Annotated in this window: 23 protein-coding genes; 12 read left to right on the forward strand and 11 right to left on the reverse strand. The window is 59.8% G+C overall.

Translation table 11 applies throughout. From position 1 onward, the window contains the following. Positions 1–71: 71 nt before the first annotated feature. The 4 genes from LC334_RS09895 to LC334_RS09910 form a co-directional block, all read right to left on the reverse strand. On the reverse strand, positions 72–1,445 hold the full coding sequence (locus tag LC334_RS09895) for an L-serine ammonia-lyase (RefSeq protein ID WP_085800291.1): 1,374 nt from the start codon (positions 1,443–1,445) through the stop codon (positions 72–74). Next, on the reverse strand, positions 1,445–2,149 hold the full coding sequence (locus LC334_RS09900; protein WP_085800290.1) for a glutathione S-transferase family protein: 705 nt from the start codon (positions 2,147–2,149) through the stop codon (positions 1,445–1,447). Before LC334_RS09900 ends, LC334_RS09895 begins: the two co-directional genes overlap by 1 nt. A 190-nt stretch (positions 2,150–2,339) precedes the next feature. After that, positions 2,340–2,768 (reverse strand): DUF3806 domain-containing protein, encoded by a 429-nt coding sequence (locus tag LC334_RS09905; RefSeq protein WP_085800289.1) that lies wholly within the window; start codon positions 2,766–2,768, stop codon positions 2,340–2,342. Positions 2,769–2,941: 173 nt separating this feature from the next. Beyond that, the gene (locus LC334_RS09910; RefSeq protein ID WP_085800288.1) at positions 2,942–3,610 is read right to left on the reverse strand and encodes a thiamine diphosphokinase; all 669 of its coding nucleotides are present in this window, start codon (positions 3,608–3,610) and stop codon (positions 2,942–2,944) included. Between the two features lie 146 nt (positions 3,611–3,756). Between LC334_RS09910 and LC334_RS09915 the strand changes: the two genes are divergently transcribed. After that, complete coding sequence (locus LC334_RS09915; protein ID WP_223412938.1) at positions 3,757–6,105, forward strand: hypothetical protein; 2,349 nt, start codon at positions 3,757–3,759, stop codon at positions 6,103–6,105. 133 nt (positions 6,106–6,238) lie between these two features. Here the strand turns inward: LC334_RS09915 and LC334_RS09920 are convergent, their stop codons facing one another. The 6 genes from LC334_RS09920 to LC334_RS09945 are packed head-to-tail and all read right to left on the reverse strand — an operon-like array spanning position 6,239 to position 13,156. Beyond that, positions 6,239–7,021, reverse strand: a complete 783-nt coding sequence (locus tag LC334_RS09920) for a TIGR01458 family HAD-type hydrolase (protein WP_085800287.1) — start codon at positions 7,019–7,021, stop codon at positions 6,239–6,241. A gap of 37 nt (positions 7,022–7,058) precedes the next feature. Beyond that, positions 7,059–8,051 (reverse strand): helix-turn-helix domain-containing protein, encoded by a 993-nt coding sequence (locus LC334_RS09925; RefSeq protein WP_085800286.1) that lies wholly within the window; start codon positions 8,049–8,051, stop codon positions 7,059–7,061. A gap of 44 nt (positions 8,052–8,095) precedes the next feature. Continuing rightward, positions 8,096–8,665: a sarcosine oxidase subunit gamma gene (locus LC334_RS09930; RefSeq protein ID WP_085800285.1), complete on the reverse strand. Its 570-nt coding sequence runs from the start codon at positions 8,663–8,665 to the stop codon at positions 8,096–8,098. Then, on the reverse strand, positions 8,658–11,606 hold the full coding sequence (locus LC334_RS09935) for a sarcosine oxidase subunit alpha family protein (protein WP_085800284.1): 2,949 nt from the start codon (positions 11,604–11,606) through the stop codon (positions 8,658–8,660). The genes LC334_RS09930 and LC334_RS09935 overlap by 8 nt, the downstream gene beginning before the upstream one ends. Further along, on the reverse strand, positions 11,603–11,890 hold the full coding sequence (locus LC334_RS09940; RefSeq protein WP_085800283.1) for a sarcosine oxidase subunit delta: 288 nt from the start codon (positions 11,888–11,890) through the stop codon (positions 11,603–11,605). Before LC334_RS09940 ends, LC334_RS09935 begins: the two co-directional genes overlap by 4 nt. A 15-nt stretch (positions 11,891–11,905) precedes the next feature. After that, positions 11,906–13,156, reverse strand: coding sequence for a sarcosine oxidase subunit beta family protein (locus LC334_RS09945; protein WP_085800282.1), 1,251 nt, complete (start codon positions 13,154–13,156; stop codon positions 11,906–11,908). An 89-nt stretch (positions 13,157–13,245) separates the two neighbouring features. Here LC334_RS09945 and LC334_RS09950 point away from each other — a divergent pair, with 89 nt between their 5' ends. Together LC334_RS09950 and LC334_RS09955 are read left to right on the forward strand one after the other, a co-directional pair. After that, entirely contained in the window at positions 13,246–14,202 is a 957-nt protein-coding gene (locus LC334_RS09950; protein WP_223412939.1) for a GlxA family transcriptional regulator, read from the forward strand. 56 nt (positions 14,203–14,258) lie between these two features. Next, on the forward strand, positions 14,259–14,981 hold the full coding sequence (locus tag LC334_RS09955; protein WP_085800280.1) for a type 1 glutamine amidotransferase: 723 nt from the start codon (positions 14,259–14,261) through the stop codon (positions 14,979–14,981). Here LC334_RS09955 and LC334_RS09960 read toward each other — a convergent pair. After that, positions 14,978–15,667 carry a FadR/GntR family transcriptional regulator gene (locus LC334_RS09960; RefSeq protein ID WP_085800279.1) on the reverse strand — a complete coding sequence of 230 codons (690 nt, stop codon included), beginning with the start codon at positions 15,665–15,667 and terminating at the stop codon, positions 14,978–14,980. The two genes, LC334_RS09955 and LC334_RS09960, sit on opposite strands and share 4 nt — an antisense overlap. Before the next feature lie 183 nt (positions 15,668–15,850). Here LC334_RS09960 and LC334_RS09965 point away from each other — a divergent pair, with 183 nt between their 5' ends. The 9 genes from LC334_RS09965 to LC334_RS10005 all read left to right on the forward strand — a co-directional run bounded on the left by LC334_RS09965 (position 15,851) and on the right by LC334_RS10005 (position 24,152). Next, the gene (locus LC334_RS09965) at positions 15,851–16,117 is read left to right on the forward strand and encodes a hypothetical protein (protein WP_085800278.1); all 267 of its coding nucleotides are present in this window, start codon (positions 15,851–15,853) and stop codon (positions 16,115–16,117) included. Positions 16,118–16,179: 62 nt separating this feature from the next. After that, entirely contained in the window at positions 16,180–17,655 is a 1,476-nt protein-coding gene (locus LC334_RS09970; protein WP_085800277.1) for a glutamine synthetase family protein, read from the forward strand. Between the two features lie 89 nt (positions 17,656–17,744). Further along, a complete protein-coding gene (locus LC334_RS09975) occupies positions 17,745–18,680 on the forward strand; it encodes a class II glutamine amidotransferase domain-containing protein (RefSeq protein WP_085800276.1) in 936 nt (311 codons plus the stop codon). Further along, positions 18,668–19,537: a GltB/FmdC/FwdC-like GXGXG domain-containing protein gene (locus LC334_RS09980; protein WP_085800275.1), complete on the forward strand. Its 870-nt coding sequence runs from the start codon at positions 18,668–18,670 to the stop codon at positions 19,535–19,537. Before LC334_RS09975 ends, LC334_RS09980 begins: the two co-directional genes overlap by 13 nt. Positions 19,538–19,559: 22 nt before the next feature. Further along, on the forward strand, positions 19,560–20,924 hold the full coding sequence (locus LC334_RS09985) for an FMN-binding glutamate synthase family protein (protein ID WP_085800274.1): 1,365 nt from the start codon (positions 19,560–19,562) through the stop codon (positions 20,922–20,924). A gap of 69 nt (positions 20,925–20,993) precedes the next feature. After that, positions 20,994–21,407 (forward strand): hypothetical protein, encoded by a 414-nt coding sequence (locus LC334_RS09990; protein WP_085800273.1) that lies wholly within the window; start codon positions 20,994–20,996, stop codon positions 21,405–21,407. 15 nt (positions 21,408–21,422) lie between these two features. Then, a complete protein-coding gene (locus LC334_RS09995; protein WP_085800272.1) occupies positions 21,423–22,271 on the forward strand; it encodes a carbon-nitrogen hydrolase family protein in 849 nt (282 codons plus the stop codon). Continuing rightward, on the forward strand, positions 22,268–22,858 hold the full coding sequence (locus tag LC334_RS10000; RefSeq protein ID WP_085800271.1) for a hypothetical protein: 591 nt from the start codon (positions 22,268–22,270) through the stop codon (positions 22,856–22,858). Before LC334_RS09995 ends, LC334_RS10000 begins: the two co-directional genes overlap by 4 nt. Before the next feature lie 163 nt (positions 22,859–23,021). Then, complete coding sequence (locus LC334_RS10005; protein WP_085800270.1) at positions 23,022–24,152, forward strand: TIGR03364 family FAD-dependent oxidoreductase; 1,131 nt, start codon at positions 23,022–23,024, stop codon at positions 24,150–24,152. Positions 24,153–24,332: the final 180 nt, after the last annotated feature.

The raw sequence follows: 24,332 nt of genomic DNA on the forward strand, positions 1-24,332 counted from the left end.
ATCGATTTCATTGCCCCAACCGGGCGAAAGTTAGACCAGGACGTGGAGATTTGGCGAAAACGCCGAAAAATTCAACAATTTGGGACGTTTACCGCCAATCCACCTAGTGACGTTTCTTTGTATTTTTCGCTCATATCGGCGCCGGTCTGGCGCATTGTTTCGATACAGGCATCCAATGGCACCAGATGCGTACCATCCCCGCGCAGCGCCAGCGACGCTGCCGAGACCGCCTTGATCGCGCCCAGCCCGTTGCGTTCGATGCACGGCACCTGCACCAGCCCTTTGACCGGATCGCAGGTCATGCCCAGATGATGCTCAAGCGCAATCTCGGCCGCGTTTTCGATCTGTGCGGGCGTGCCGCCCAGTACCGCCGCCAGACCGGCGGCGCCCATGGCCGAGGCGCTACCCACCTCCGCCTGACAACCAGCTTCGGCACCGCTGATCGAGGCGTTGAACTTGACCAGCCCGCCGATGGCAGCAGCGGTCAGCAGAAAATCTTCGATTTGCGCCTCCGAGGCACCCGGCACATGTTCAAGCCAGTATTTGACGACGGCCGGTACAACCCCTGCCGCGCCATTGGTGGGCGCGGTGACCACCTGACCGCCAGCGGCGTTTTCCTCGTTCACGGCCATGGCATAAAGGCTCATCCAATCGTTGATCTTGTGCGGCGCATTCAGGTTTGTCCCGCGTTCTTCGATCAGCGCATCGCGGATGCCCTTGGCCCGGCGTTTGACATTCAGTCCGCCGGGCAGGATGCCATCCGTTGTCATGCCGCGCTCGATGCAGTCGTTCATCACCTGCCAGATCCGCGTGACACCGGATGTCAGGCTTTCCGGCCCGCCCCGTGCATGTTCGTTGGCCTTTTTCATCTCGGCAATGCTCTTGCCGCTGGTTTCGGCCATTTCCAGCATCTCGGCGGCGGACTTGAACGGGTAGGGGACAGGATCGCCCTCATCGGTGTTGCGGCCTTGTGCAAGCTCGGCCTCTGTCATCACGAAGCCGCCGCCGATCGAGTAATACGTCTCCTGCAGGATCACATCGCCCTGCTTGTCAGTGGCCATCAGGATCATCCCGTTGGCATGGCCCGGCAGATTGGGGCCGAAATCGAATTGCAGATCCTCTTTCGGGTTGAATGCCAGCTCGGGCAGACCCTCGGGCGACACGGTATGGGTTTCGCGGATCTGTTCCAGTGCAGCTTCGGCCTTTTCGTGATCATAGGTTTCCGGCACGAAACCGGCGAGGCCCAGAATGGTCGCCCGGTCGCTGGCATGGCCAACGCCGGTAAAGGCGAGTGAGCCGTGTAGCGATCCCTTGACGCCGTGGCAGGTGAAATCCGCCGCGCGCATCTTGTCGAGGAACCGTGCCGCCGCCACCATCGGCCCCATCGTATGGGACGAGGACGGGCCAATGCCTATTTTGAACATATCAAAAACCGACAGGAACATCAGGTGGCACTCCCTTCTGGTGGCCGAGCGTATTGAGGGGCGGTAAATGGAGTCGCCCCTAAGCCCTCGGCATGTATGGCAGACTGGACGCTATCACAAGCCTCAAGACGCGCCGCCATTTCCCGCAAAAGCGGCCATTTGCCGATGTCGTACCAGTCCGATCCGCCTTCAGGGTATAACACCATCCAGCGCATCAGGCACGCCAGATAAAAATCCAGCACCGAGGGCTGTGTCGCTCCGAGCCAGGAGGGATGCTCCGCCGCCATCGTGTTCAGCACCGAGAGGTGCCCAGAAAGCGCCTTTTGCATGTGGTGGCGCAGCTCCTCCTGCCGGTTCGGATCCGGGCCGATATACTGATCCGGATAGAAGTTCATGCGCAGCGCCGTATGTACCGTGTTTGAGGTAAAAAACAGCCATTTTAGAAACGCCCCGCGCTGCGGATCACCGACCTGGGGCGCCAGCGCCCTGTGTCGGTCGGCCAACCACAGAAGGATCGCACCGGTCTCGAACAGCGGCCCGTCGGGTGTTTCCAGTACCGGGATCAGCCCCTGCGGGTTAAGCCGCAGATAATCGGGTGATTTATGCGCCCGCGCCTGGCGATGAACCAGTACGGTTTCATAGGGCTGCGCCAGTTCCTCCAGCGCCAGCCGGATGATCAGAGAGGCGTTATCGGGGGCGAAATGCAGCCGGTAGGATGTGTTCATAGCTCCGATCTTATGTCGGCACCCAAGCCCGGCACGCCAGAAAACGACCGATCCGGGTCAAACAGCTCAGTCAAACGTTATTGCCCGCTCTGCGGACTTTGCGGACTTGCGCCGCGATTTCGCGAAAGGCTTCTTTTTATTGATAGCGATAGTCGCAGTGCGCACCTACACTGAGATCCTTCGCAACCATTCAACCCTTGAGTTCTTCTTGCACCTTTTCTAGGGCGATGTCGGCTACACCATTGAACATATCGAACACATCAATGGCTTCACCGCGTTCGATGCGCTTTGAGATCATTGTCAAAGGAAATAACAAGACGCTGGTTCTGGGAAATCTAAGAGCAGGATCACGACCGTATTCATCTTCAACGCTAACCCATTCAAAACCGTGCTGCTGAACAAACGCATCTCCAAAGACGATGCCCATGCATTGCAGTTCGTACGTCTGATCCGGTGCGAAAACTGAGGCGTCAAGAAGTGCACGCAACGTACCGAGTTTACCTGCTACAGTCTGATAATTTGAAAGACTATCAGCTGATACAAATCGAACTACCACGGCTCTTTGTTCTTCGAGCCGCTCAAGATCCAGGTTGGAGGGCGTCGATACCGTCTGTTTCATTTTTCATTTCTTTGCGGCGGTTGCTGATGTCGTTCGTGAACTAGGATCCGTTTGTCTGCAGAACACCTTGAGAAGTCAACTCGTCCGAGAGCAGACATTTGACCAGCTCGGAGCATCGGTCACGATGGGCTCGTTGCGGTCGTTGGCGGAATTGAAATCGCGATTTCCGACGTTCACGACCACCCGGCGACGGTATTTTGCAAGGCGGTGGTCGCTGTTTCCAACGCATTCTCGGGTAGAATGGTAAGCATTTTCGGCGCGGTCAGGCTCAGATGGACCGGCCCCGTGGTCTGGTTCGAGGTGCCGACCCGCCCGTCAGGAGCGAAATTCAGTCCGGCGATCGGCCATTTCAATCCGTCGGACACCCCTTCGACAGCACCCATCGGAAAAAGCGACAGACGTGTCCCCACAGGCAGATCCAGCCGCAGCGACGGCGGGCACAGGAAAACGATCTCGTCCCGGCCAAGCAGGATGCAACGGCGATCTGGGTGACGTACAAGCGAGTTATAGGCCGCCAGCTGATGATCCTGCCGCGCGCCCGAGAAGCCCACGCCGATGATCAGCGGCGCGTCGACATTGCGCAGGCATTTGTCAAGATCGGTGCTGTCCTGTTCTGATATCTCGTGCAGGCGCTCGGGTGGGATACAATGTCGCCCCGAATCGCTCAGCGAATCAAAATCGCCAATTACGGCATCCGGCATCCGGCCCTCGATCAGTGCCGAATCCGCCCCGCCATCCGCCGCCACCAATGTCGGGGCCAGTGTCAGGGCGCGCTGAAGCCCTTGATTGTATACCTTTGCGCCACCAATCAGCGTCACAGGATGGGATTGTTGAACGATCATTTTTGCCCCGAGTTAACTTCAATTTATGGAAGAGAACACATTCTTGTCACAAAATGGTACGTTAAAATTCCAAGAATCGGGCGGCTTTGGTCTTTCCGGGCATGGTAAAAATGGAGCTTGCAGGCAGAGTAAAGCGAGCGATTGGCATGGTTAACACAAGTAAGATACTCACGGTCTCCTATGGCACTTTTTCGTGCACGCTTGAAGGGTTCGATGACTCCTTCGAGACGATGAAGGCGATTGCAGAGTATTTTCGCGATCTTGCGGCGGATGACCGTTACTTCGGGGCTGAACCACCGACACCCGACGCCGATATGCTGGCGCGGATAGCGGAACGTGAAATCGCCCGTCAGGTAGAAGCGCGCCAGGACCAGGGCGGTATCGTTCTGCGAGCAGCCGAAACGGCGTCACTTGCCACCTCGGCCGAGATAGCTGCATCGGCGCCGGATCAGGCCACGGATGTCGATACACCAAACGCGGACGACGCTGCTCAAGATCTGCAACCGGTCGAGGAAGCCTCAGCCGGGCAACCCGAAGCCGGGACAGAATATACACCCACTGTGCAAACTGCGCCGGGTGACGTCGCATTTCAGGAACCTGCCATCGCCGATCCTGTCGTCACCCAGACAGCCAACGCGCCTGCCAAAGACGTTGTTGCCGAACCACCTGTGGAAACGGCTGAAACCGTTGTGGATGAAGCTGCCGACGACATAGTAGCAGATACAGTCGCCGACGATCAGGTGGCACCAGCGGAAGAAAATGTAGAAACAGTTGAACCCGTTCCGGACATGGCGGCCGAGATGGGCGAGACGGACAATATCGCCGCCGATGGTCCCATGATCGAAGACGACGATATCGAAACCGCGGAAGAGTTCTTTCAGAACTCGCCCGGCCCTGACGCCCCAACCGTGTATGAAAGCGAAACGGTGGAGGAGCTGGTTGCCGATCCGGAGTCTATCACGGCCAAGCTGACCCGTATTCGCTCGGTCGTGTTGCAAAACGACCAGCCTGAAGAACAGGAAGATTACAGCGAAGATGAACACGCCCAGGATTTCCTGAGCGAAACTGCCGCTGAACTGGGCGCCGCGCTGGCTATGGATGACGTGGCCGAATTGAACGGCGCGGATACCTTTGAGGAGGATAACGATACGTCCGAGCAACAGGCTGCCGAGGTCGAGGCGCCGGTCGCTGAGACTGATGACGCGGCAGGCGGTGACGATCTTAAGGATGTACTGTCCCGGTTGGCAAAGAACTCCGTTCCCGAAGATGTGGATTCGCGAGAAGCCATTGAAATAAATGATGAAAACCAGGATGATCAGCCATCAGCCGAGGTGATTGATGAAACCGCGACCTCCGAGGCTGACGCAGATGTAAGTGATCACGATGAGATGCCGGCGCGGCTCAGCGCGCGCATGCGCCGGGGGCAAAATACCGAGGCTGACGCCGCGACCACAGATGAAATGGTTAATGACGACCGTTCGGATGATGCATCAGATCTGATGCAATCTGATGCGAGTACCGCAGTGGACGTCTCAGGCAACGATCAGTCGCTGACCCCAGAGCAGGAAGAAGAGTTGCAGCGCGAGCTGGCAGAGGTCGAAGCGGATTTGTTGTCGATTGACATGAATGACGACGACAGCACGACCGACGCAGCTTTGGCTGAAGCGGATGAAGACGCGGCCGAGGCCGATCTGGTGTCGGCTGACGCAGATGAAGAAGTCGACGAGGCTGATCTGGTGTCGGCTGATGCAGATGAGGACGCTAGTGAAGCCCGTGAGCCTGCGCAACCATCATCCGCTCGCGATGGTCGGCACAAATTTGAAACCGCCGACGGCCAAACCGATATCTCGCGAATTTTCGACGAAGCTGACAGCCAGCTTGAAAAACCTGAATCGAACCAGCGTCGCAGTGCCATTCAGCATCTGCGTGCCGCTGTTGCCGCTACTCGTGCCGAGAAAAAAGCGGGTTCGGACCTTGAAAAGGGTGTCGATGACACGCCCTATCGCAGCGATCTGGCCAGCGTAGTACGCCCGAACCGCCCAAACACTGCGGAGGGTGCCCGATCGGAACGCCCGGTTGAAGCCCGCCCGGCGCCACTGAAACTGGTTGCCGAGCAGCGTGTCGATATCGCTCAGGAGCCGATCCGCCCCCGCCGTATTGCAGCCACGGAGTCGGCTGGTAGCCAGGAGCAAACCGCCGAGGAAGGCGACAACAGCTTCAGTGATTATGCCCGCGAAATGGGTGCGACGCAGTTGCCCGATCTGCTGGAAGCTGCGGCAGCCTACATGTCGGATGTTGAAGGCCGCTCTCAGTTTTCGCGTCCCATGCTGATGCATAAGGTTGCGGAAATCGAGCGAGAGAATTTCTCGCGCGAGGACGGGTTACGGTCTTTTGGGCAATTGCTGCGCGACGGTAAGATCCAGAAAATCAAAGGCGGGCGGTTTACCGTCACCGACGAAACGGAGTTTCGGGGTGACCGGCGTCACGCAGGCTAGAGTGAAAGCGATAAGCCGGAGGCGTTTCTCGCCTTATATATATCATTAATTCAATGGGTTATAGAGATTGTTCGCAGTTCGAGACTCAAGGTCGATGCTCTAACTTACACCCCACGGCAGTCTCGTTCCGGGTTTATTGTTGCGAGGTAATCTCGGGCAAAAGTAGGTCCACTGCCTCGGCCAGATTATCTGCCACAAGGCTTGGCGCCGGGGTAAACCTAGCCTCGTCACCTTTGCTGTATTTGCCCGTGCGCACCAGAACAGCGCGGCCCAGCCCGGCGCTCAGGGCACCTGCGACATCGGCTTCGGCATCGTCGCCAATGATCACCGCCTCGGCCGCATCCACCCCCATGCTGGCCAGTGCGGCCTCGAAAAACCCGCGTGCGGGCTTGCCCAATATGGTCGCTTTCTGGCCGCTGGCATATTCCAGCGCCGCGACATAGGCTCCGATATCGATGCTGAGCGCCCCGTCCGCGTCACGAAAACTCCGGTTATTCGCCAGCGCCAACAGGTCGGCGCCGTCTGTCAGGGCGCGGAAGGCCGAATTCATAGCGTCATAGGTGAAATATTCTGCCGCATCCCCGATCACGACCGATGTCCCCGCACGGCCCTCGGACAGATCAGCGAAATCCTCGGTCAGGTCCGGGTGGATCAAGAGGTGCGGCCTGCGTCCGCTTGCAGTCAGCGCGGCGCAGGCGGCGCTTGCGGGTGTAGAAAGCTGATCCGGGCCGATCCGGAACCCCATCTGCTGCAGTTTTTGCAAAAGCTTGCGGCGCGGTGCCCGGGTGGAATTGGTGACAAATCGCAAAGGCACACCGGCGTCGGTCAGCCGCGCAACCGCCCTGACGGAACCATCAATCGCCCGCCCGCCATCATAGAGAACGCCCGCCAGATCAAGAAGAATGCCGCGTATCATGGGTTACAGCATCGCAAGACGAGAAAGCGCGGTCAAATCACGTGCGCAGGACGCCCCCAAACGCATGCTGGCGGACCTGTCCGGGCAGTTCGCCGTATTTCTCGATGAACCATTTCTTCATCAGCGTCACGTTCGAGAACCCGCAGGCGACCGACACCTCGTTCAGCGGCAGTGACGTTTGCGCCAGCAGGCTGCGTGCCCGGTCCAGCCGCAGGTCGCGGTATACCTTCAGCGGTGTCTGGTGCAGCAAATCACGAAACCCGCGTTCCAGTTTGCGGGGCGAGACATCCAGGATATCGGCAATCTGACCCACGTTCAGCGTATCCTCCAGATGATCCTGCATGATTTTCAGCGCTTCGCTGATGACCAGATTGCCCTGGGCCATTCGTTTATAGCGCCAGTGTTCGGCCATGCCTGCATCTTCGTCGGGATCGCTGAGCCCAAGGTATTTCGCCAATGTCGCGCGGGTAAATTCGCCGTCACGCGCACCCACCAACTCGACCATCATGCGGATCGCGGCAGTGGGGCTGACGGCACTGGACAGCGCCTTGTGATGACATGTTGCGCCTTCGGTCAGTTCCAGCATGCGGCCAGTTTCGCGCACGCCGGGTCGGAAATTCGGATGCACGGATAACTGCTTGGTGCCCAGCACGCCCGCGGCCAATGGCACGAAAATGGCGGCCCCAACGACGCAGATCCGTGCCGCGTTGCGGATGCAGGCGCGCAGATCGTGCAGATACTCGGGCGAGGGTTGCCAGGGGTTTTCGACGCCGCCCACCAGCACCAGCGTCTGATCCGGTCCACAGATCGGGCCATCCTCAAGGCATTCCTCGCCCGTGTGATGCGTCCAGCTATAGCCGTCCTGACCGGTCAGCCGGTTGGCCGATCGCAACACGTCGATACAGGCTTCGGCCGCGAACGACACGGTTTCGTTCTGCGACAGAAAGACGAAATCCCCGGACAGGCTACGCCGGCAATGCATCATGGAAGGCACGGGCGATCGGGTGGGTTCCAGTGTTTCAAGATACATCGCGAATTTCCTTCTTCGGCGTCGGGTGGATGGGGTTCAAGCGGTCAGGCCGTGTTCTGGATCGAGGTTTCGACCGCATGCAGGAATGATTTGGCCGACGAACTGCCCGACATCAGCAGGAAGGTATCCTCGTCGGTGCGGATGATCAGCGTGCCCAGATGTTCCATCGTGGTGCGGGCGGCGTCACCGACATCGAAACTGTCGGGGTGCAGGTCGATGGGGCAGATGCGTTCCAGCGCGGTGCGGGCGCGGGGCCCGGCAATCTCTAGCCCGGTCCACACGTCGGTCTGATCGGTGGTATAGGCCGCGCCCTTGATTTTCTTCGCAACATGCGGTTCGGCATCGGGCGTCGCATGGGTGAAGATCACGAAGGCCGCATCCGGCGACAGGCGGACCAGCCGCGCGCTGCCATCCTTGGAAAGCGCCGATTTGCCGATACCAGGCAGGGCCGCGCCATAGGCGGTTTTCACGGATTTTTCGGCGGCGGCTTCGCCCCCGAGCGGCAGGGCCAGCGACACGATGGCCAGATCTGCGGGCGCCCTGAGGGTAACGCCCTCAAAGCTTTGATCATAGCCCGCCAGCGGCGGCGCGGAGACGAGTTTGAAATCAAGCACGGAGTCGTTCTCCTTCGGGATCAATGAAGTGGGCCGAAACGATTTCGACCTCCATTTCAGTCTCGTGGATCGGGCTGACGGCGCGGACGATCTCGCCCTTGCGCTCGTGGCCGCGTTTGATGAAGCCCAGGCCGATAGAGTGGCCCAACGACGGCGAATACGCCACCGAGGTCATCCAGCCCTGATCGTTGGCCATGGTCGCATCGTCACCCTTGGTGATGAAATGCGATCCGGCAATCAGCTTGACGCTGCGGTCCACGGGCCGGAAGCCGACCAGGCGGATCGCATCATCGCGGTTCATCTCGGGGCGCGCGGCAAGCGTCTTGCCGATGCAGTCCTTCTTGGAAGATACCATGCCATTAAGTCCAAGGTTCAGCGCGGTGGTTTGGCCGTTTAGCTCATTACCCGCCGCGTGGCCCTTTTCGATCCGCATGACGCCAAGCGCCTCGGTGCCATACGGCACCGCATTGTATTCCTCGCCCGCCTTCATCAGCGCCTCGATCATCGAATTGCCATAGCGCGCTGGCACGGCGACCTCATAGGCCAGCTCACCCGAGAACGAGATCCGGAATAGCCGCGCGGGCGTGCCGCCGCAGACGGTGACCTCACCACAGGCCATGAACGGGAACCCCTCGTTCGAGAGGTCATGCGCCTCGTCCACCACCTTGCGCAGGAGGTTGCGCGCGTTGGGACCGGCCACGGCAAACTGTGCCCAGCCATCGGTGGTCGAAATCAGGTGCACATCCATATCCGGGCACAGGCACTGGCGGACAAATTCCATCCGGCGGAACACCAGAACCGCGTTGGCGGTAGTGGTGGTCATCACGAAATGGTTCTCGCTCATCCGCGCGGTGGTGCCATCATCATAACAGATGCCATCCTCGCGTAGCATCAGGCCATACCGGACCTTGCCGACGGGCAGTTTGCCAAAGGCGTTGGCGTAGACGACGTTGAGAAAATCGGCGGCGTCCTTGCCTTGGATGTCGATCTTGCCCAGCGTGGTCACGTCGCAGATGCCGACCGAGCCACGGGTCATCAGCGCTTCGCGGTCAACGCTGTCGCGCCAGCCCTGCTCGCCCGGGCGGGCAAACCACTGCGCTCGCAGCCAATTGCCCACCTCGACAAAGGTGGCGCCGTTTTTCGAGGCCCAGTCGTGGCTTGGCGTCAGGCGGAAGGGGCGGAAATCCTGGCCCCGCGCCCGACCCGCCAGCGCACCCATTGGAATCGGCGTATAAGGCGGGCGGAAGATGGTCGTGCCGGTATCTTGCAGCGATTTGCCGGTACAGTTGGCCATGATCGCCAGCGCGGGGATGTTGGCGGTCTTGCCCTGATCGGTGGCCATGCCCAGCGTGGTGTAACGTTTCAGATGCTCGACCGAGCGGAAGCCTTCGCGGTAGCTTTGCTTGATATCCTTGACGGTCACATCGTTCTGCTGATCGACCCAGGCGCGTTTCGTGCTTTCCGGAATGTGCCAGATCGCCATGCCGTTGCTGGGTTCGTCCTCGGCCTTGGGGGCGGGTTTGCGGGATGGGGTAAAGCCCAGCTCCTTGATCTGCGCATTGGCCACGTTCCGGCCTTCGGACAGTGCGGCGGCAAGGGTGAGTGACCCATTGGCTGCACCGGCCACGGCCATGCCGGGGGGCAGATCGCCGCCGGGGACAAAGGCGTTGATATCCTCGCGCCAGGTCGGGCGACCACGCTGGTGGCAGGTCAGATGCACATTCGGGTTCCACCCGCCCGAAACCGCCAGACAATCAGTGGGGATCACCTGACCGCTGGTCAGTGTGACCGCTTTCAGACCCTTGCGGCCGACAGTGTCCATCACCGCCGCATCGCGGATATGCCGCGCGCCGGGCACTTCGCAGACCGCGGGCGCGTCGCGGGTGTCGATGATATTGGTGACCGCGATGCCCTTGGCCGCCAGATCGGCGGCAGTGCGCCAGCCGTCATCGTTATTGGTGAAGACCGCAACCTGCTGGCCGGGCGTCACACCATAACGGTTCACGTAAGTGCGCACAGCTCCTGCCAGCATGATGCCGGGACGGTCGTTGTTGCCAAAGGCAATCGGGCGTTCGGTAGAGCCTGCCGCCAGCACCGCCCGTTTCGAATAGATCCGCCACAGCACTTGTCGGGGCTTGCCGGCGGAGGTGGGCAGGTGATCGGTGCAGCGCTCCAGCGCGCCATAGATGCCGTGATCATAGGCGCCGTAAACGGTCGTGCGGGTCATCAGGCGCACGTTGTCCATGGCGTTTAGCTCGGCGATTGCCGCGGCGGCCCAGTCTGCGCCGCTCATCCCGTCAACCTCCAGCGTTTCGGCATTCAGGCGTCCGCCGGGGGCGAAATCCTCATCCGCCAGAATGACGCGCGCGCCGCTGCGTCCGGCGGCCAGTGCCGCGCTCAGGCCCGCGGGGCCCGCACCGATGACCAGCAGGTCGCAATGCAAAAAGCCTTTGTCATAGCTGTCGGGGTCGTCCTGCATCGACAAGCGGCCCAGACCGGCGGATTTGCGGATTGCCGGTTCATACAGCTTTTCCCAGAACGCCTTGGGCCACATGAATGTCTTGTAGTAGAACCCCGCGCTCAGGAACGGTGACATCAGATCGGTCACCGCCATCAGGTCATGTTCGAGCGACCCGCGATGGTTCTGGCTGGTGGCGCTCAGCCCGTCGAACAGCTCGGCCACCGTGGCGCGGGTGTTCGGCTCCTGATGTGCGCCGCTGCGCAATTGCACCAGCGCGTTCGGTTCTTCCGACCCGCTGGTCAGAATGCCGCGCGGACGGTGATACTTGAACGACCGCCCCACCAGACGCTGTCCGTTTGCCAGCAGCGCCGAGGCCAGCGTGTCGCCGGGATGGCCCTGCATCGCCTTGCCGTTGAAGGTGAAGTTCAGCACCTGCGAGCGGTCGACCTGGCCGCCTGTCAATCGGTTCACTTGTGTCATTTGCTGCGCCCCCGCGCACGGGCCACGTCGCGGGCCAGTTCAACCTTCGAAATCTCATGCGTCAGCGTGTTGCGCGTTACCACCAGCCACGAGCGATCCCCCTGTTCGTGATACCAGAGCTCCTGGTGTTCACCGGCGGGATTGTCGCGCAAATACCCGTATTCATAGAATTTTTCGTCGGCGCCTTCGTCCTGCCAATCGGGCCTGTCGATCAGGCTTGCATCGCCCAGATAGATGAACTCGGCGGCGTCGCGGGGGCCAAGCAGCGGATGGTTGATGATCATGTCCTGTCCCTCCGATCAATGCAGGTTGGGCTGGTTGCCCTGACCTTTTTCGTCGATGATATGGCCGCGTTTGAACCGGTCCAGACGCATCTCGGTTGCGACCGGGTGCGGCGTATCCTTGGCCAGCAGATGCGCATAGCACCAGCCGCTGGCGGGCGTCGCCTTGAAGCCGCCATAGCACCAGCCGCCGTTGAAATAGAGCCCGCCAATGTCGGTCTTGTCGATGAAGGGCGATCCGTCCATCGACATGTCCATGATGCCGCCCCACGACCGCAACAGCCGCGCGCGTCCGATGATTGGCATGATCGCCATGCCGCCTTCGGCCACGTCCTCGACCACCGGCAGGTTGCCGCGCTGGGCATAGGTGTTGTAGCCGTCGATATCGCCGCCAAAGACCAGCCCGCCCTTGTCGGACTGGCTGACATAAAAGTGTCCCGCGCCAAAAGTGATGACGCCGGGGATGACGGGTTTCAGACCCTCGGTCACGAAAGCCTGCAACACGTGGCTTTCAATCGGCAGGCGCATGCCCGCCTTGGCCATGACCCGCCCCGAAGAGCCAGCCACGCAGACCGCGACCTTCTTGGCGCGGATTGGGCCGCGGGTCGTCTCGACCCCGCGGCAGGTACCGTTCTCAATGTCAAAGCCGGTGACTTCGCAATTCTGGATGATATCGACGCCGCGACTGTCGGCGCCGCGCGCATAGCCCCAGGCGACCGCGTCGTGGCGCACGGTGCCGCCGCGCCGCTGGTAAAGCCCGCCCTTGATCGGGAAGCGCGCATTGTCGAAATCGAGAAACGGCAATTCCTGACGAAGCTGCTCAGCGCTGGCATATTCCGCATCCGCGCCCGCCAGGAACATCGCGTTGCCACGCCGGATGAAGGCATCGCGCTGCGCATCGGAATGGATCAGGTTCAGGATCGACCGCTGCGAGATCATCGCATTATAGTTGAAATCCTGTTCAAGATTTTCCCACAGCTTCATGCTGAATTCATAGAACGGTTCATTGCCTGGCAGCATGTAATTCGATCGGATGATCGTGGTGTTGCGCCCGATATTGCCCGATCCCAGCCAGCCCTTTTCGACGACCGCCACGTTGGTGATGCCGAATTCCTTGGCCAGATAATAGGCCGTTGCCAGCCCATGACCTCCCGCGCCGATGATGACGATATCATATTCCGGTTTCGGGTCTGGTTCGCGCCAGACCGGTTTCCAGCCCTTATTGCCGGTCAAGCCCTGAGTAAGTATCTTGAAAGCTGAATAACGCATGGATGGACGTCCCCGAGAATCCCTATTTCCGAAGCATCGCGCTTTAAAAGCGAATCGACTTCTCTGAAATAGACGGTTACATTTCCAAAATGGACACGATTGGTACATTGGCGGAAAAACGTCGGATCGGCGTGCTGGCGCTGAAAGGATTCGCTTTGCTGTCCTATTCCTCGACAGTGGAACCGATGCGCGCGGCCAATTTGCTGGGCAGGCGCACGCTTTATGACGTGGTGAATATCGGCATCTCGCAAGACCCGGTGCCCAGCTCGGGCGCGGCGGTGGTCATGCCGCAGGCCACCATCCATGATGATCTGAAGCTGGATTATCTGTTCATCGTCGCAGGGGGCAACCCGGCGCACTATAACGAGCGCCCGATTTTCCCCTGGCTCTTGCGCTTGGCGCGGTCGGGGACACGGCTTGGCGGGGTGTCGGGCGGACCGCTTGTGCTGGCGCGGGCGGGGCTGATGAACGGGCGGCGCATGACCGTGCATTGGGAACATGCCGAGGCACTGGCCGAAATCTCGCCGCATCTGATGATCGAACGCTCGCTTTATGTGATCGACCGCGACAGGGTGACCTGCGCGGGCGGTACCGCACCCCTTGACCTGATGCATGCGCTGATTGCCCGACACCACGGCGCGCCCTTCGCCCGGCTGGTCAGCGACTGGTTCATGCACACTGAAATTCGCCCCTCGATCGGGCCGCAGCGGGGGGGGTTGGTCGAGCGGGTGGGCTCGACCAACGCGGCGATTCTCGATGCCGTGGACGCAATGGAAAGTCACGTGGCCGAGCCGATCCCGCTGGATGATCTGGCCGGGGCGGCGGGCATTTCGCCGCGGCAGCTGAACCGGCTTTTCCGGGAAAAACTGGGGCGGTCGACCATGGGGTATTACCGCGAGCTGCGGCTTGATAAAGCCCAGAGTTTGCTACGACATTCGCCGCTGTCGCTGACTGAAATCGCGCTGGCGACGGGCTTCGCCAACTCTTCTCATTTCTCACGCGCTTACACCCAGCATTACGGGCAGCCACCCTCGGCCAACCGCTAGGATACTTGCACCGCGCGTCGATTGCGGCTTAGGGTCGGCCAAAATTGGAGGGCCCCATGCACATACTGGTTTTGCAACATGAAAGCGTCGAGCACCCCGGTATTTTCCGCAGCTTCCTGAAGGAGGACGGGCATACCTGGGACGCGGTTGAACTGGATCAGGGTGAGGCTTTGCCGGAGCTTGGGGGCTATGATGCGCTTTGGGTTATGGGCGGGCCGATGGATGTCTGGCAGGAGGACGCGCACCCCTGGCTGAAAGATGAAAAAGCTTTCATTCGCAAGGCGGTAGAAGAAAAGGGCCTGCCCTTTCTTGGCCTCTGCCTGGGCCATCAGTTACTGGCCGAAGCCCTGGGTGGCAGCGTCGGGCCGTCCGACACGCCAGAGATCGGCGTCATGGAGGTGCAGCTGACAGAGGCGGGTGCCACAGGCGTTCTCTTTGATGGGTTGCCCGAGAAGTTCGAGACGCTGCAATGGCACTCTGCAGAGGTCAAACAGATGCCCGCCGGCGCGCAATGTCTGGCCACCTCACCGGCCTGTCCGGTGCAGGCGATGAAATGGGGCACCCGCGCCGTGTCGATGCAGTTTCATATCGAGCTTGAGGCCGACACCGTGCGCAACTGGGCCGATATCCCTGTATATGCCGGGGCGCTGGAAAAGGCGATGGGCAAGGGCGCGGTTGAAAGCTTCGATGCTGCATGCGCCAAACGCATGGACACGTTCAACGACATGGCCGAACGGCTTTACATGAACTGGCTGCAGATGACGGCGAAGGCCGGCTAGGTCTCGGCGGCGCGGGTCAAGGACAGCCGCGCGGTTTCCAGATGTTCTTTCATGATGTTCGCTGCGCGCTCGGGTTCGCGAGTGCGGATGGCGTTCAGGATCTGCCGGTGCTGGGCGTTGTACTGGTTGATCGTACGCGCATCCAGTGTCAGGTGGCGCATCCGGGTCCAGTCATCCTGGCTGCGGACATGGGCGATCTGGTCGATGATCCAGATCAGCAATCCGTTGCGGGTGGAGCTGGTCAGGGCGCGGTGAAACTCGGTGTCGACCTCGGAGAAGGACACGGGATCATCGGCAAGGGTTTCCATCCGCGTGCACAGCGCCTCCATCTTGTCGAAATCGGCGCGGCGTCCATGCAGCACCGCCAGCCGGCAGATATGCGGCTCAAGCGCGAATCGCGTGTCCATCAATTCCAGCGGTGTGGCGTTATCAATCGCGTCCGAAGACGAATCGGTTGGCATGTGAACCACATATGTACCGCTGCCTGCGCGGGTTTCGACATACCCCTCGCTTTCAAGCAGGTTGAGCGCCTTTCTGACGGTTCCCCGGGCGGTGCCATACGTGTCTGCCAGCACGCGTTCGGGTGGTAATCTGTCATGAAGTTGCAGAATTCCCTTGGAAATCTCGCGCCTTAGCAGCGCGGCAATATCGGCAGCGCCCAATCTCTGATCAGCCTCGCCTGTCATGCGCTAACATCCGTATATATACCAAAAGTGAACCAAAAATGGAATAATTCAGGCGTTGAGATAATATTTGGACCAAAAGTGGTTGACTTTTGGGTAGGTAAGGGGAAAGATTTCGTTAACAACTGCTGTACCGCCTCGATTTGCACATCAAGCCACCCAACCAGACCCCAGGGAGCCAATCAGATGACACTTACGGATCAAGTTGATTTCGTGATCACTGATATGGGTATACACCGTGGGCCTCTTGCATGGAAGCTTGGCGCGTCATCGACCGATCATGCGGCGGCATCGCGGGTCTTTTCCGTACAGGTTTTTGACCACCGTGCGCGCTCGGCCAATCTGAACGCAACGCCGACCAATCGGCAAATCAAACCTAAACCAATTCAACGTGACCGGTCCGCCTTTGGTGGTTTGCAGCCGGTCCATAACGGTCCGGATGCAACGGGCTGAACCAACCGGCCGAAGCGGCGCGCCAGCATCGCAGAGGCAACACATTCAGGGAGACTAAAACAGTGGCTACAGATCTCGAAAAGTTCGTCGAAGCCCCGGGCCGTGACGAGAAGATCAAACAGGTTCGTGAGATGATCGATGCAAAGGGCATTGAATATCTCTATCTGCAATTCGTGTCCGTGACCGGCAAGATCATGGGCAAGGGCATTCCCGCCGACCATTGGGAAAGCATCGCCAAGAAGGGTTTCCAGCTGGTCTATGGCGCCACGGTGAACCTGTTCACAGACCGCGCCGGCAACTATCTGGGCTACGGCCCCGAAGCCGCCGAACTGATCGGTATCCCCGAGCCCGAAACTTTCATGCAGCTGCCCTGGGCGCCGGAAATCGGCCGCTTCTACTGCACGCTTTTCCGCAACCGCGAGGAAAAGGAAAACCCGGGTGGGTTTCTGACCTCGGATGGTCGCGGCAACCTGCGCCGTATGCATGAAGACTTCAAAGCCAAGCATGGCCGTTCGCTGCGGATCGGTACCGAGCCGGAAATGATGTGGCTGAAATTCGACGAGAACGGCAAGCCGAAGGATGGTTATTCCAAGCCCTACTGCTATCACATCGACCAGTTTGAATCGCTGCGTCCGGTGTCGATGAAAGTGATCAAATACGCCCGTCAGATGGGCCTTGATATGATCCAGGGCGACCACGAGGATGCGCCCGGTCAGCTGGAACTGAACTGGATGTTCGACGACGTGCTGCGCAATGCCGACCGTCTGACAACCTATCGCCAGATCTGTGCGCAGGTCGCGCGGGAAGAGGGCATTTTTGCCTGCTTCATGACCAAGCCATTCATGGGCGTGTCGGCCTCGGGCTGTCACCACAACATGAGCCTCTGGCGCGGTGGCGAGGATGAGTTCGTGAAATGCGGCAACAATCCGGATGATCTGCCGGGCATGGCCGAGAACTACATGTACGTCAAAGGCGGTGAAAACACCTTCATGCCGGACGACGACGATCCGCAAATGCCCGGTAAAGAGGGGCTTGAGGCGATCGGCGGCGTGGTCCACCATCTGCAGGCGCTGACCGCCATCGGTTCGTCCACGGTGAACTCCTACCGCCGCCTCTGGGATACCGGTTTCTGGGCGCCGATCTTTGCGGATTGGGGCTTCCAGAACCGCACCACCGGCCTGCGCGTCTCGGCCCCCGGACGGTTCGAATACCGCTCAGTCGACTCCATGGTGAACCCCTATCTGATGGGCTCTTGTCTACTTGCTGCCATGGATGACGGTATCGATAACAAGCTTGATCCGGGCCAGCCCGAAGAGCGTAACATCTACGAGGCGATCAAGGCCGGCAAACAGGTCAAGAAACTGCCGATGTCACTGGGAGAAGCGCTTGATTTCCTTGAAAATAGTGAAGTCGTCCAGCGCGGACTGCCAGGTGAAATGTACCGTCTGTTCCACGAGTACAAATACGACGAATACGCCCGCTTCATGGCGACCGTCACCGATTGGGACAACGACACGTATATGGAATGTCTTCCCTGAGTCATTCCAAACACTGGCGGCAGGTGCCCTGAACCTGCCGCCGCTTCTTCTGAACTTGAACTAGCCAACTTATAAGGAGGCGTATCCAGATGTGTGGAATTGCTGGATTGATACACAAGGGCAAAAGCGCCAATGTCGGGTCGGAAATGACCGCGATGTTGCAGGCCCTCAAGCACCGGGGACCGGACAGCACCGGCTACGCGGTTTACGGCGAGCCGGTCGAAGGCGACTACGTGATGCGCCTCAAAGTGGCTGAAGCCGAGGATATGGACCGCGGCCGCGGCATCCATCGGGTCATTGCCGACCGGATCACCGAGGTCGAAACGATCCTCGCCGAGCATGGCGCCAAGATCAAGACCAAGGAAGCCCCGCGCGAGTATTCCCTGCGCTACGTGCTGACCCATTCGGGCGACACCGGCGAAATGGCAAGCCATATCGAAGAAACCGAAGGCGTCGAGATTCTGAGCATGGGCAACGGGCTCGAGCTGATCAAGGATCTGGGTGACGCTGCTGTGGTCGCCGAGGCATATGGCCTGAACGATTTTCAGGGCACCCACGGCATCGGCCACACCCGGATGGCGACCGAATCCGACGTAGACATCAAATCGGCGCACCCCTACTGGGCGTTCCCCTATAACGATGTGAGCGTCGTTCATAACGGCCAGATCACCAACTATTGGATCATGCGCCGCGAGATGGAGCGCAAGGGCCACCGGTTCATGTCGAACTGCGACAGCGAACTGCTGGCGGTCTACACCGCGCATAACCTGGCCAACGGTGTGTCGCTCGAAGACAGCCTGCGCCAGTCCATCCAAGAGATCGACGGCGTGTTTACCTATCTGGTCGCCACCAAGGATCAGCTTGGTATGGCCAAGGACACGATGGCTGCCAAGCCGCTGGTTCTTTACGAATCGGACGACCTGATCGCCATGGCCTCGGAAGAGGTGGCGATCCGCGCGATCCTGCCACAAGAAATCGACACAACTGATCCCTACGACGAGGAGGTCCGGGTATGGCAAGCGTAAGCGACGCAGAACTCAAGAAGATGACCCAGGAAGAGCGGGTCACCGCTCTGGGCATGCGCACCGAACAGCTGACGGGTAAATCTCTCTACGTAGAGTTCGACCCCGATGCCGAAGAACGGTTCGAATACCCCTGGGCCCCGAAGGTTGATTTCAACAAGCGTACCGAAATCGACACCGACGACATGACCAATACCGAGGTCAACCAGGCGATCCGTGCCAAGATGGCCGAGGGCTATGGCACAATCGTGCTTCAGAACCCGCGCGGCAAGCACTCGCTTGGTGTGGGTATCCTCTCGAAGCTCAATCTGATCATCGAAGGTTCGACCGGTTATTTCGGCGTCGGCCTGATCGACGGGCCGAATGTGCGCATCACGGGTCGCGTTGGCTGGTCCTGCGGCGAGAACATGATGTCGGGCACCGTGCTGGTCGAAAAGAACGCAGGTTCCACCTTCGGCGCGGCGATGCGCGGTGGTGACCTCGTATGCCGGGGCTCGGTGGGCTCGCGGACGGGTATCGACCAGAAGGGTGGCACGATCATCGTCGGCGGTGACGTTGGCGCGCTGACCGGTTTCATGATGCAGCGGGGCCGGATGATCATCTGTGGCAACGCGGGCAAGAACCTGGGCGACAGTATGTATGACGGCACGATCTTCGTCGGTGGCGAAACCAAGTCCTACGGTGTCGACGCGGTCGAGGCGGAACTGACCGATCTCGACAAGGCCTGGCTGACGCGCAAGCTGAAGCAATACGGGATGATGCCGGACAAGGGCGTTGATCATTTCACCAAGGTCGTCGCGGGCAAGATGCTCTGGAACTACGACAACCTGGAACCCAACGAGAAGAAACTCATTCTCTAAGCCCAGCGAAAGGAACAGTACAATGGCTGACGGCGATCTGCCCAAGAAAAAACCGCTGGCGCGCGATACCAACCGTATCGGTGACAGCTTCATCTTCCCCCCTGCGGTGATGGACGATATCCATATCAAGTCCGAACTTGGCCGCTACCGGATGCGGGGTTTCTCGCTCTTCAAGAAAATCCCACACTGGGATGACCTGACCTTCCTGCCCGGCACGCTGACGCGTTTCGTGATCGAAGGCTACCGCGAGAAATGTGAAACCCAGACCGTGATTGGCCCTCGTGCCAAGAACCCGCTGGTGCTTGATATCCCGGTCTATGTGACCGGCATGTCATTCGGCGCTTTGTCCTATGAGGCAAAGACCGCGCTGGCCCGAGGTGCCACGATGGCTGGCACGGCGACGTGTTCCGGCGAAGGCGGGATGATCCCGGACGAGCGGCGCTATAGCTCCAAATGGTTCTACCAGTGCATCCAGTCACGCTACGGCTTCAACCCGAACCATCTGGTTCTGGCGGATGGTTGCGAATTCTTCATCGGTCAGGGCTGTAAGGTTGGCCTTGGTGGTCACCTGATGGGTCAGAAAGTGACCGACCAGGTTGCCGAGATGCGCAGCTTGCCTGCCGGGATCGACCAGCGGTCACCCGCCCGTCACCCCGACTGGCTGGGACCGGACGATCTGGCGCTGAAGATCCAGGAAATCCGCGAAGCCACCGACTGGCAGATCCCGATCCAGCTCAAGCTCGGCGCAAGCCGCGTCTATGACGACGTTCGGATGGCCGTTAAGTGTGACCCGGACAGCATCTATATCGACGGTATGGAAGGCGGCACCGGTGCCGGTCCGCACCTTGCTACCGAAGATACCGGCGTGCCGGGTATGGCGGCCATTCGTCAGGCGCGTAAGGCGATTGACGATCTCGGCAAGCGTGGTGAAATCAGCCTGGTCTACGCGGGCGGTATCCGTAACGGTGCCGACGTGGCCAAGGCGATTGCGCTTGGTGCAGATGCGATTGCCATCGGTCACTCGGTGATGATGGCGCTGAACTGCAACAAGGATATTCCCGAGGCCAACTATCAGGAAGAGATCCTGGCAGAACCCGGCTACTGCTACCACTGTCACACGGGCCGTTGCCCGGTTGGCGTGGCGACGCAGGATCCGGAACTGCGCAAGCGTCTCGATCCCGATGCGGCGGCGGAGCGCGTGTATAACTTCCTGCATACGCTCACCATCGAGGCACAGCTTTTCGCCCGTGCCTGCGGCAAGACCTATCTCCACTCGCTGGAGCCCGAGGATCTGGCCGCGCTCACGATGGAAGCCTCGGCCATGGCGGGTGTTCCCCTTGCGGGCACCAACCACACGGTCGGCGTCGAAGATTATCACCACCTCTAAAGCGTGGATTGTCCGCCCGGCGACCTGATCGCCGGGCACGGCGCCCACGCTCCGATAAGGAGAAAGAAAATGGCTGGAACACAGTACCGCGGCTCGGAAATCACCGATGTCAATCAGTTCCTGAACGATGCCGATGGCCTGGCCTCGGAACGCGAAAAGGAAATCGGTCAGCACATTGGCTATCGCTATGACGTAAACCTTGTGCCGGATTACGACCGGATCACCCCCTTCCTGAGCAAATACATGGAAACTATGGGCTGGGACGATCTGAACTGGCTTGAAGACGTGCACATGGGCTATGAAGAGGGCGCTGCCGCCGTCTTTGATCGCAACAACAATGGTTGGGTCCGGGTGCCGGAATCCTATGATCTGCCCGACAACCAGCAGGATCGCGACATGATCGCCCGGGAATTTCTGATCAAGTATCAGATGTCCGACCGTCACCCGTTGGTCTCGCTCAGAAAGGCCTATATGAAGTTCTGACAAAGGACTGAAAACATGCCGCGCCCGCTTGATATCGCCTGCCTTCAGACCCGCCCGATGCCCGATTTTGCACAGGCTCTGGACGAGGCGATGCCACTGGCCAATTCAGCCGCAACAGCGGGCGCGGACATCCTGTTTCTACCGGAATACTGCGGCGGGCTGAAAACCGATGGTCCGCGCGTCACGCCCCCCTCGGCCCCCGAGGGCGCACATCCGTTCCTGCAGGCGATGCAGGAATTTGCCGCCAAGCGGCAGGTCTGGATCAACCTCGGCTCGATCGCCGTGGACGGTCCCGACGGCAAGATCATCAATCGCGGCTACATGCTCGATGACAATGGCGGCATCCGTGGCTCTTACGACAAGATCCACATGTTCGACATTCAACTCAGCGAAACGGAAATCTACCGCGAAAGCGCCTGCGTCAGCGCCGGGAACAAGGCCGTGATCCACGACACGCCGTTTGCCAGGATCGGCCATACGATCTGTTACGATCTGCGCTTTCCCGATCTTTTCCGCCAACTCGCTCAGGCGGGGGCCGAGATCATCATCTGCCCCGCCGCCTTCACCCGCAAGACCGGCGAGGCGCATTGGCATGTGCTCAACCGCGCCCGAGCGATCGAAACCACGCGCTTTGTCATTTCGCCCTGCGCCATTGGTCCGGTCCCCGGCGGCGGCGAAAGCTATGGCCATTCGCTGGTGGTCGATCCGTGGGGCGAGGTGATCAGCGATGGCGGCACCCTGCCGGGGGTTGTGCAGGCCCGGATTGATCTGGATAAAGTGGCCGAGACCGAGCGCCGCATCCCCAGCCTTGGCCATGACCGCCCCTATACCCTGACCAATGATACCAAAAGGAATGTCGCATGAGCTCTGTCGCCTCCCAACTGGGTGAAAGCTATTCGGACCACCCGCTGCGCAAGGCGTTCCTGCGCTGGCAATGCCGGGTGCGGCAGATGTCGATGCGCGAACAGGACGGTCGTCCCGATGATGCGATCATGCCCGCCGTGGTTCTGCCCGGCGAGGCCGAACCGATGGGCCATATCATCACGGTGATGAGCAAATCGCCCGGCTATTCGGTCACCTCGGAACTGGTGCACATGTCTGCCAAGACCAACGACCCGGCGCAGCGCCGCGACGCCGCGATCCGGTTCCTGTCAGCGGGCTACTACCAGAACGCGGTCGAGTTTTCTGATATCCTCACCGCTACCTTCCCACCCGGATCAGAAGGCGCCGCGAAAATCCATGATGCCGGTGAATGCCGCCTGATCTTTGACGCCTACGTGCAAAGCTTCGATCTGACCTGTAAGGTCTGGCGGCTCGCCCCCCATAACCTGTTGCACAAGGCCACCGTCGCTCATAACACGCTCTTCAACCCGAACATGCCGCCCGACACCGCGGTGCTGGGGTTCGAGCCGAACTGGAAAGACAGCAGTTCCGACCCGGCCTACGGTTAGACGCCGGCGCCGTTCATAAATACCGTAGGCAGCGCGTTACATGACGGCTCAGCGGGCTTTGCCGACTTTGAATTTGTCCGGAGCCGACAATTGAACCATATTTGATCAACAAAGAAATCTATGACGCTCAATTGGGTTGGTCGGGTATGCGGGACGGGCAGCGATGAAGCAGGTGGATGTAGCTATTGTCGGCGCGGGTATCATGGGGCTGGCGCACGCCATCCATGCGGTACGGGCAGGGCTGACCGTTGCCGTGTTCGAACGGTCCCCGGAAGCCCGTGGGGCATCCGTACGAAATTTCGGTATGCTTGCTGTCGTGGCGCAGGCACCGGGAAAACAGCTTGACGCCGCTCAGCGGTCGTTGGCGTGCTGGCAGGAGGTGGCGCTTCACGCCGGTATCGCGATGCGACGTGCGGGATGCCTGTTTCTGGCTCGGGCGCCCGAGGAAATGCAGGTTCTTGAGGAAAGTGCCGTAGTTAACCGCGACAATGACCATTCACTTGAGCTGTTGCCGAGGTCAGCCCTGTCCGACTACGCGCCAAACTTGCCGTCGGATCAGCTTCTTGGTGGCTTGTGGAGCGCGGATGCCTGGAAAGTTGATCAGCGTCAGGCTTTGGCCAGGATCGCTGACTGGTTGCAAAGTGAACACGGCGTCTCGTTTCACTTTTCAACCAATGTTCACTCGGTAACAACGGGCGCGCTCGAAACCTCGGCGGGAACATTCAAAGCCGGACAGATCATTCTCTGCGGCGGAGATGAGTTCGAAACGCTTTTCCCAGACACATTCCGCGCGCTGGGTGTCACCCGGTGTCAGCTGCAAATGCTGCGAACGCCGCCGCAACCTGACAACTGGCAGCTAAAGCCCTTCATTCTGGGCGGCCTGAGTATGACGCGCTACAATCTCTTTGAAACTTGCCCGAGCCTGCCCGCCCTTAAAGACTATCAAAAAACACATTACGCGTCGCACCTTGCGCATGGCGTGCATGTGATCGCATGTCAGGAGCCCGACGGCAGCATAACGATCGGTGACTCGCATGCGTATGGCGATGCCCCGGATGGCGGACGATCCGACGAGATTGACCAGCTCATCCTGAGCGATTTATCCGGTATGATTGCCCTGCCTGACCCCCGGATTTCCCAGCGATGGATCGGGCACTATGCATATCTGCCAAGCAGGGAGACACTTATATTGCTGCCCACCGATGGGGTGACAGCCGTTACAATGACAAATGGTCAGGGCATGACACACGGGTTTTCGGTTGCCGAGGACGTCATTCAGGATCTGTTCGGATAGATCAAATGCCGCCGAAGCATCAGATTTCAGTGCTTTTTCCCAATTCCCGCAGCGTGTTGCATCCGACGCATTGGCCCTGTTGTCGCCGGTTTGTCCAGGCTTCGGTATATGTTGCCCAAATCGCCCATTCCCGCACCACGTCACAACGCGCTATACCCCCGGCGCCGCCTTTCCGCTACC

Source organism: Roseovarius aestuarii (assembly GCF_019966515.1).
Taxonomy (GTDB): Bacteria; Pseudomonadota; Alphaproteobacteria; order Rhodobacterales; family Rhodobacteraceae; genus Roseovarius; species Roseovarius aestuarii.

Excerpts from the sequence above, each read along its gene's own strand:
- LC334_RS09895 (WP_085800291.1), bottom strand. The coding sequence starts at position 1,445 with ATGTTCCTGTCGGTTTTTGATATGTTCAAAATAGGCATTGGCCCGTCC.
- LC334_RS09900 (WP_085800290.1), bottom strand. The coding sequence starts at position 2,149 with ATGAACACATCCTACCGGCTGCATTTCGCCCCCGATAACGCCTCTCTG.
- LC334_RS09905 (WP_085800289.1), bottom strand. The coding sequence starts at position 2,768 with ATGAAACAGACGGTATCGACGCCCTCCAACCTGGATCTTGAGCGGCTC.
- LC334_RS09910 (WP_085800288.1), bottom strand. The coding sequence starts at position 3,610 with ATGATCGTTCAACAATCCCATCCTGTGACGCTGATTGGTGGCGCAAAG.
- LC334_RS09915 (WP_223412938.1), top strand. The coding sequence starts at position 3,757 with ATGGTTAACACAAGTAAGATACTCACGGTCTCCTATGGCACTTTTTCG.
- LC334_RS09920 (WP_085800287.1), bottom strand. The coding sequence starts at position 7,021 with ATGATACGCGGCATTCTTCTTGATCTGGCGGGCGTTCTCTATGATGGC.
- LC334_RS09925 (WP_085800286.1), bottom strand. The coding sequence starts at position 8,051 with ATGTATCTTGAAACACTGGAACCCACCCGATCGCCCGTGCCTTCCATG.
- LC334_RS09935 (WP_085800284.1), bottom strand. The coding sequence starts at position 11,606 with ATGACACAAGTGAACCGATTGACAGGCGGCCAGGTCGACCGCTCGCAG.
- LC334_RS09940 (WP_085800283.1), bottom strand. The coding sequence starts at position 11,890 with ATGATCATCAACCATCCGCTGCTTGGCCCCCGCGACGCCGCCGAGTTC.
- LC334_RS09945 (WP_085800282.1), bottom strand. The coding sequence starts at position 13,156 with ATGCGTTATTCAGCTTTCAAGATACTTACTCAGGGCTTGACCGGCAAT.
- LC334_RS09950 (WP_223412939.1), top strand. The coding sequence starts at position 13,246 with ATGGACACGATTGGTACATTGGCGGAAAAACGTCGGATCGGCGTGCTG.
- LC334_RS09955 (WP_085800280.1), top strand. The coding sequence starts at position 14,259 with ATGCACATACTGGTTTTGCAACATGAAAGCGTCGAGCACCCCGGTATT.
- LC334_RS09960 (WP_085800279.1), bottom strand. The coding sequence starts at position 15,667 with ATGACAGGCGAGGCTGATCAGAGATTGGGCGCTGCCGATATTGCCGCG.
- LC334_RS09965 (WP_085800278.1), top strand. The coding sequence starts at position 15,851 with ATGACACTTACGGATCAAGTTGATTTCGTGATCACTGATATGGGTATA.
- LC334_RS09975 (WP_085800276.1), top strand. The coding sequence starts at position 17,745 with ATGTGTGGAATTGCTGGATTGATACACAAGGGCAAAAGCGCCAATGTC.
- LC334_RS09980 (WP_085800275.1), top strand. The coding sequence starts at position 18,668 with ATGGCAAGCGTAAGCGACGCAGAACTCAAGAAGATGACCCAGGAAGAG.
- LC334_RS09985 (WP_085800274.1), top strand. The coding sequence starts at position 19,560 with ATGGCTGACGGCGATCTGCCCAAGAAAAAACCGCTGGCGCGCGATACC.
- LC334_RS09990 (WP_085800273.1), top strand. The coding sequence starts at position 20,994 with ATGGCTGGAACACAGTACCGCGGCTCGGAAATCACCGATGTCAATCAG.
- LC334_RS09995 (WP_085800272.1), top strand. The coding sequence starts at position 21,423 with ATGCCGCGCCCGCTTGATATCGCCTGCCTTCAGACCCGCCCGATGCCC.
- LC334_RS10000 (WP_085800271.1), top strand. The coding sequence starts at position 22,268 with ATGAGCTCTGTCGCCTCCCAACTGGGTGAAAGCTATTCGGACCACCCG.
- LC334_RS10005 (WP_085800270.1), top strand. The coding sequence starts at position 23,022 with ATGAAGCAGGTGGATGTAGCTATTGTCGGCGCGGGTATCATGGGGCTG.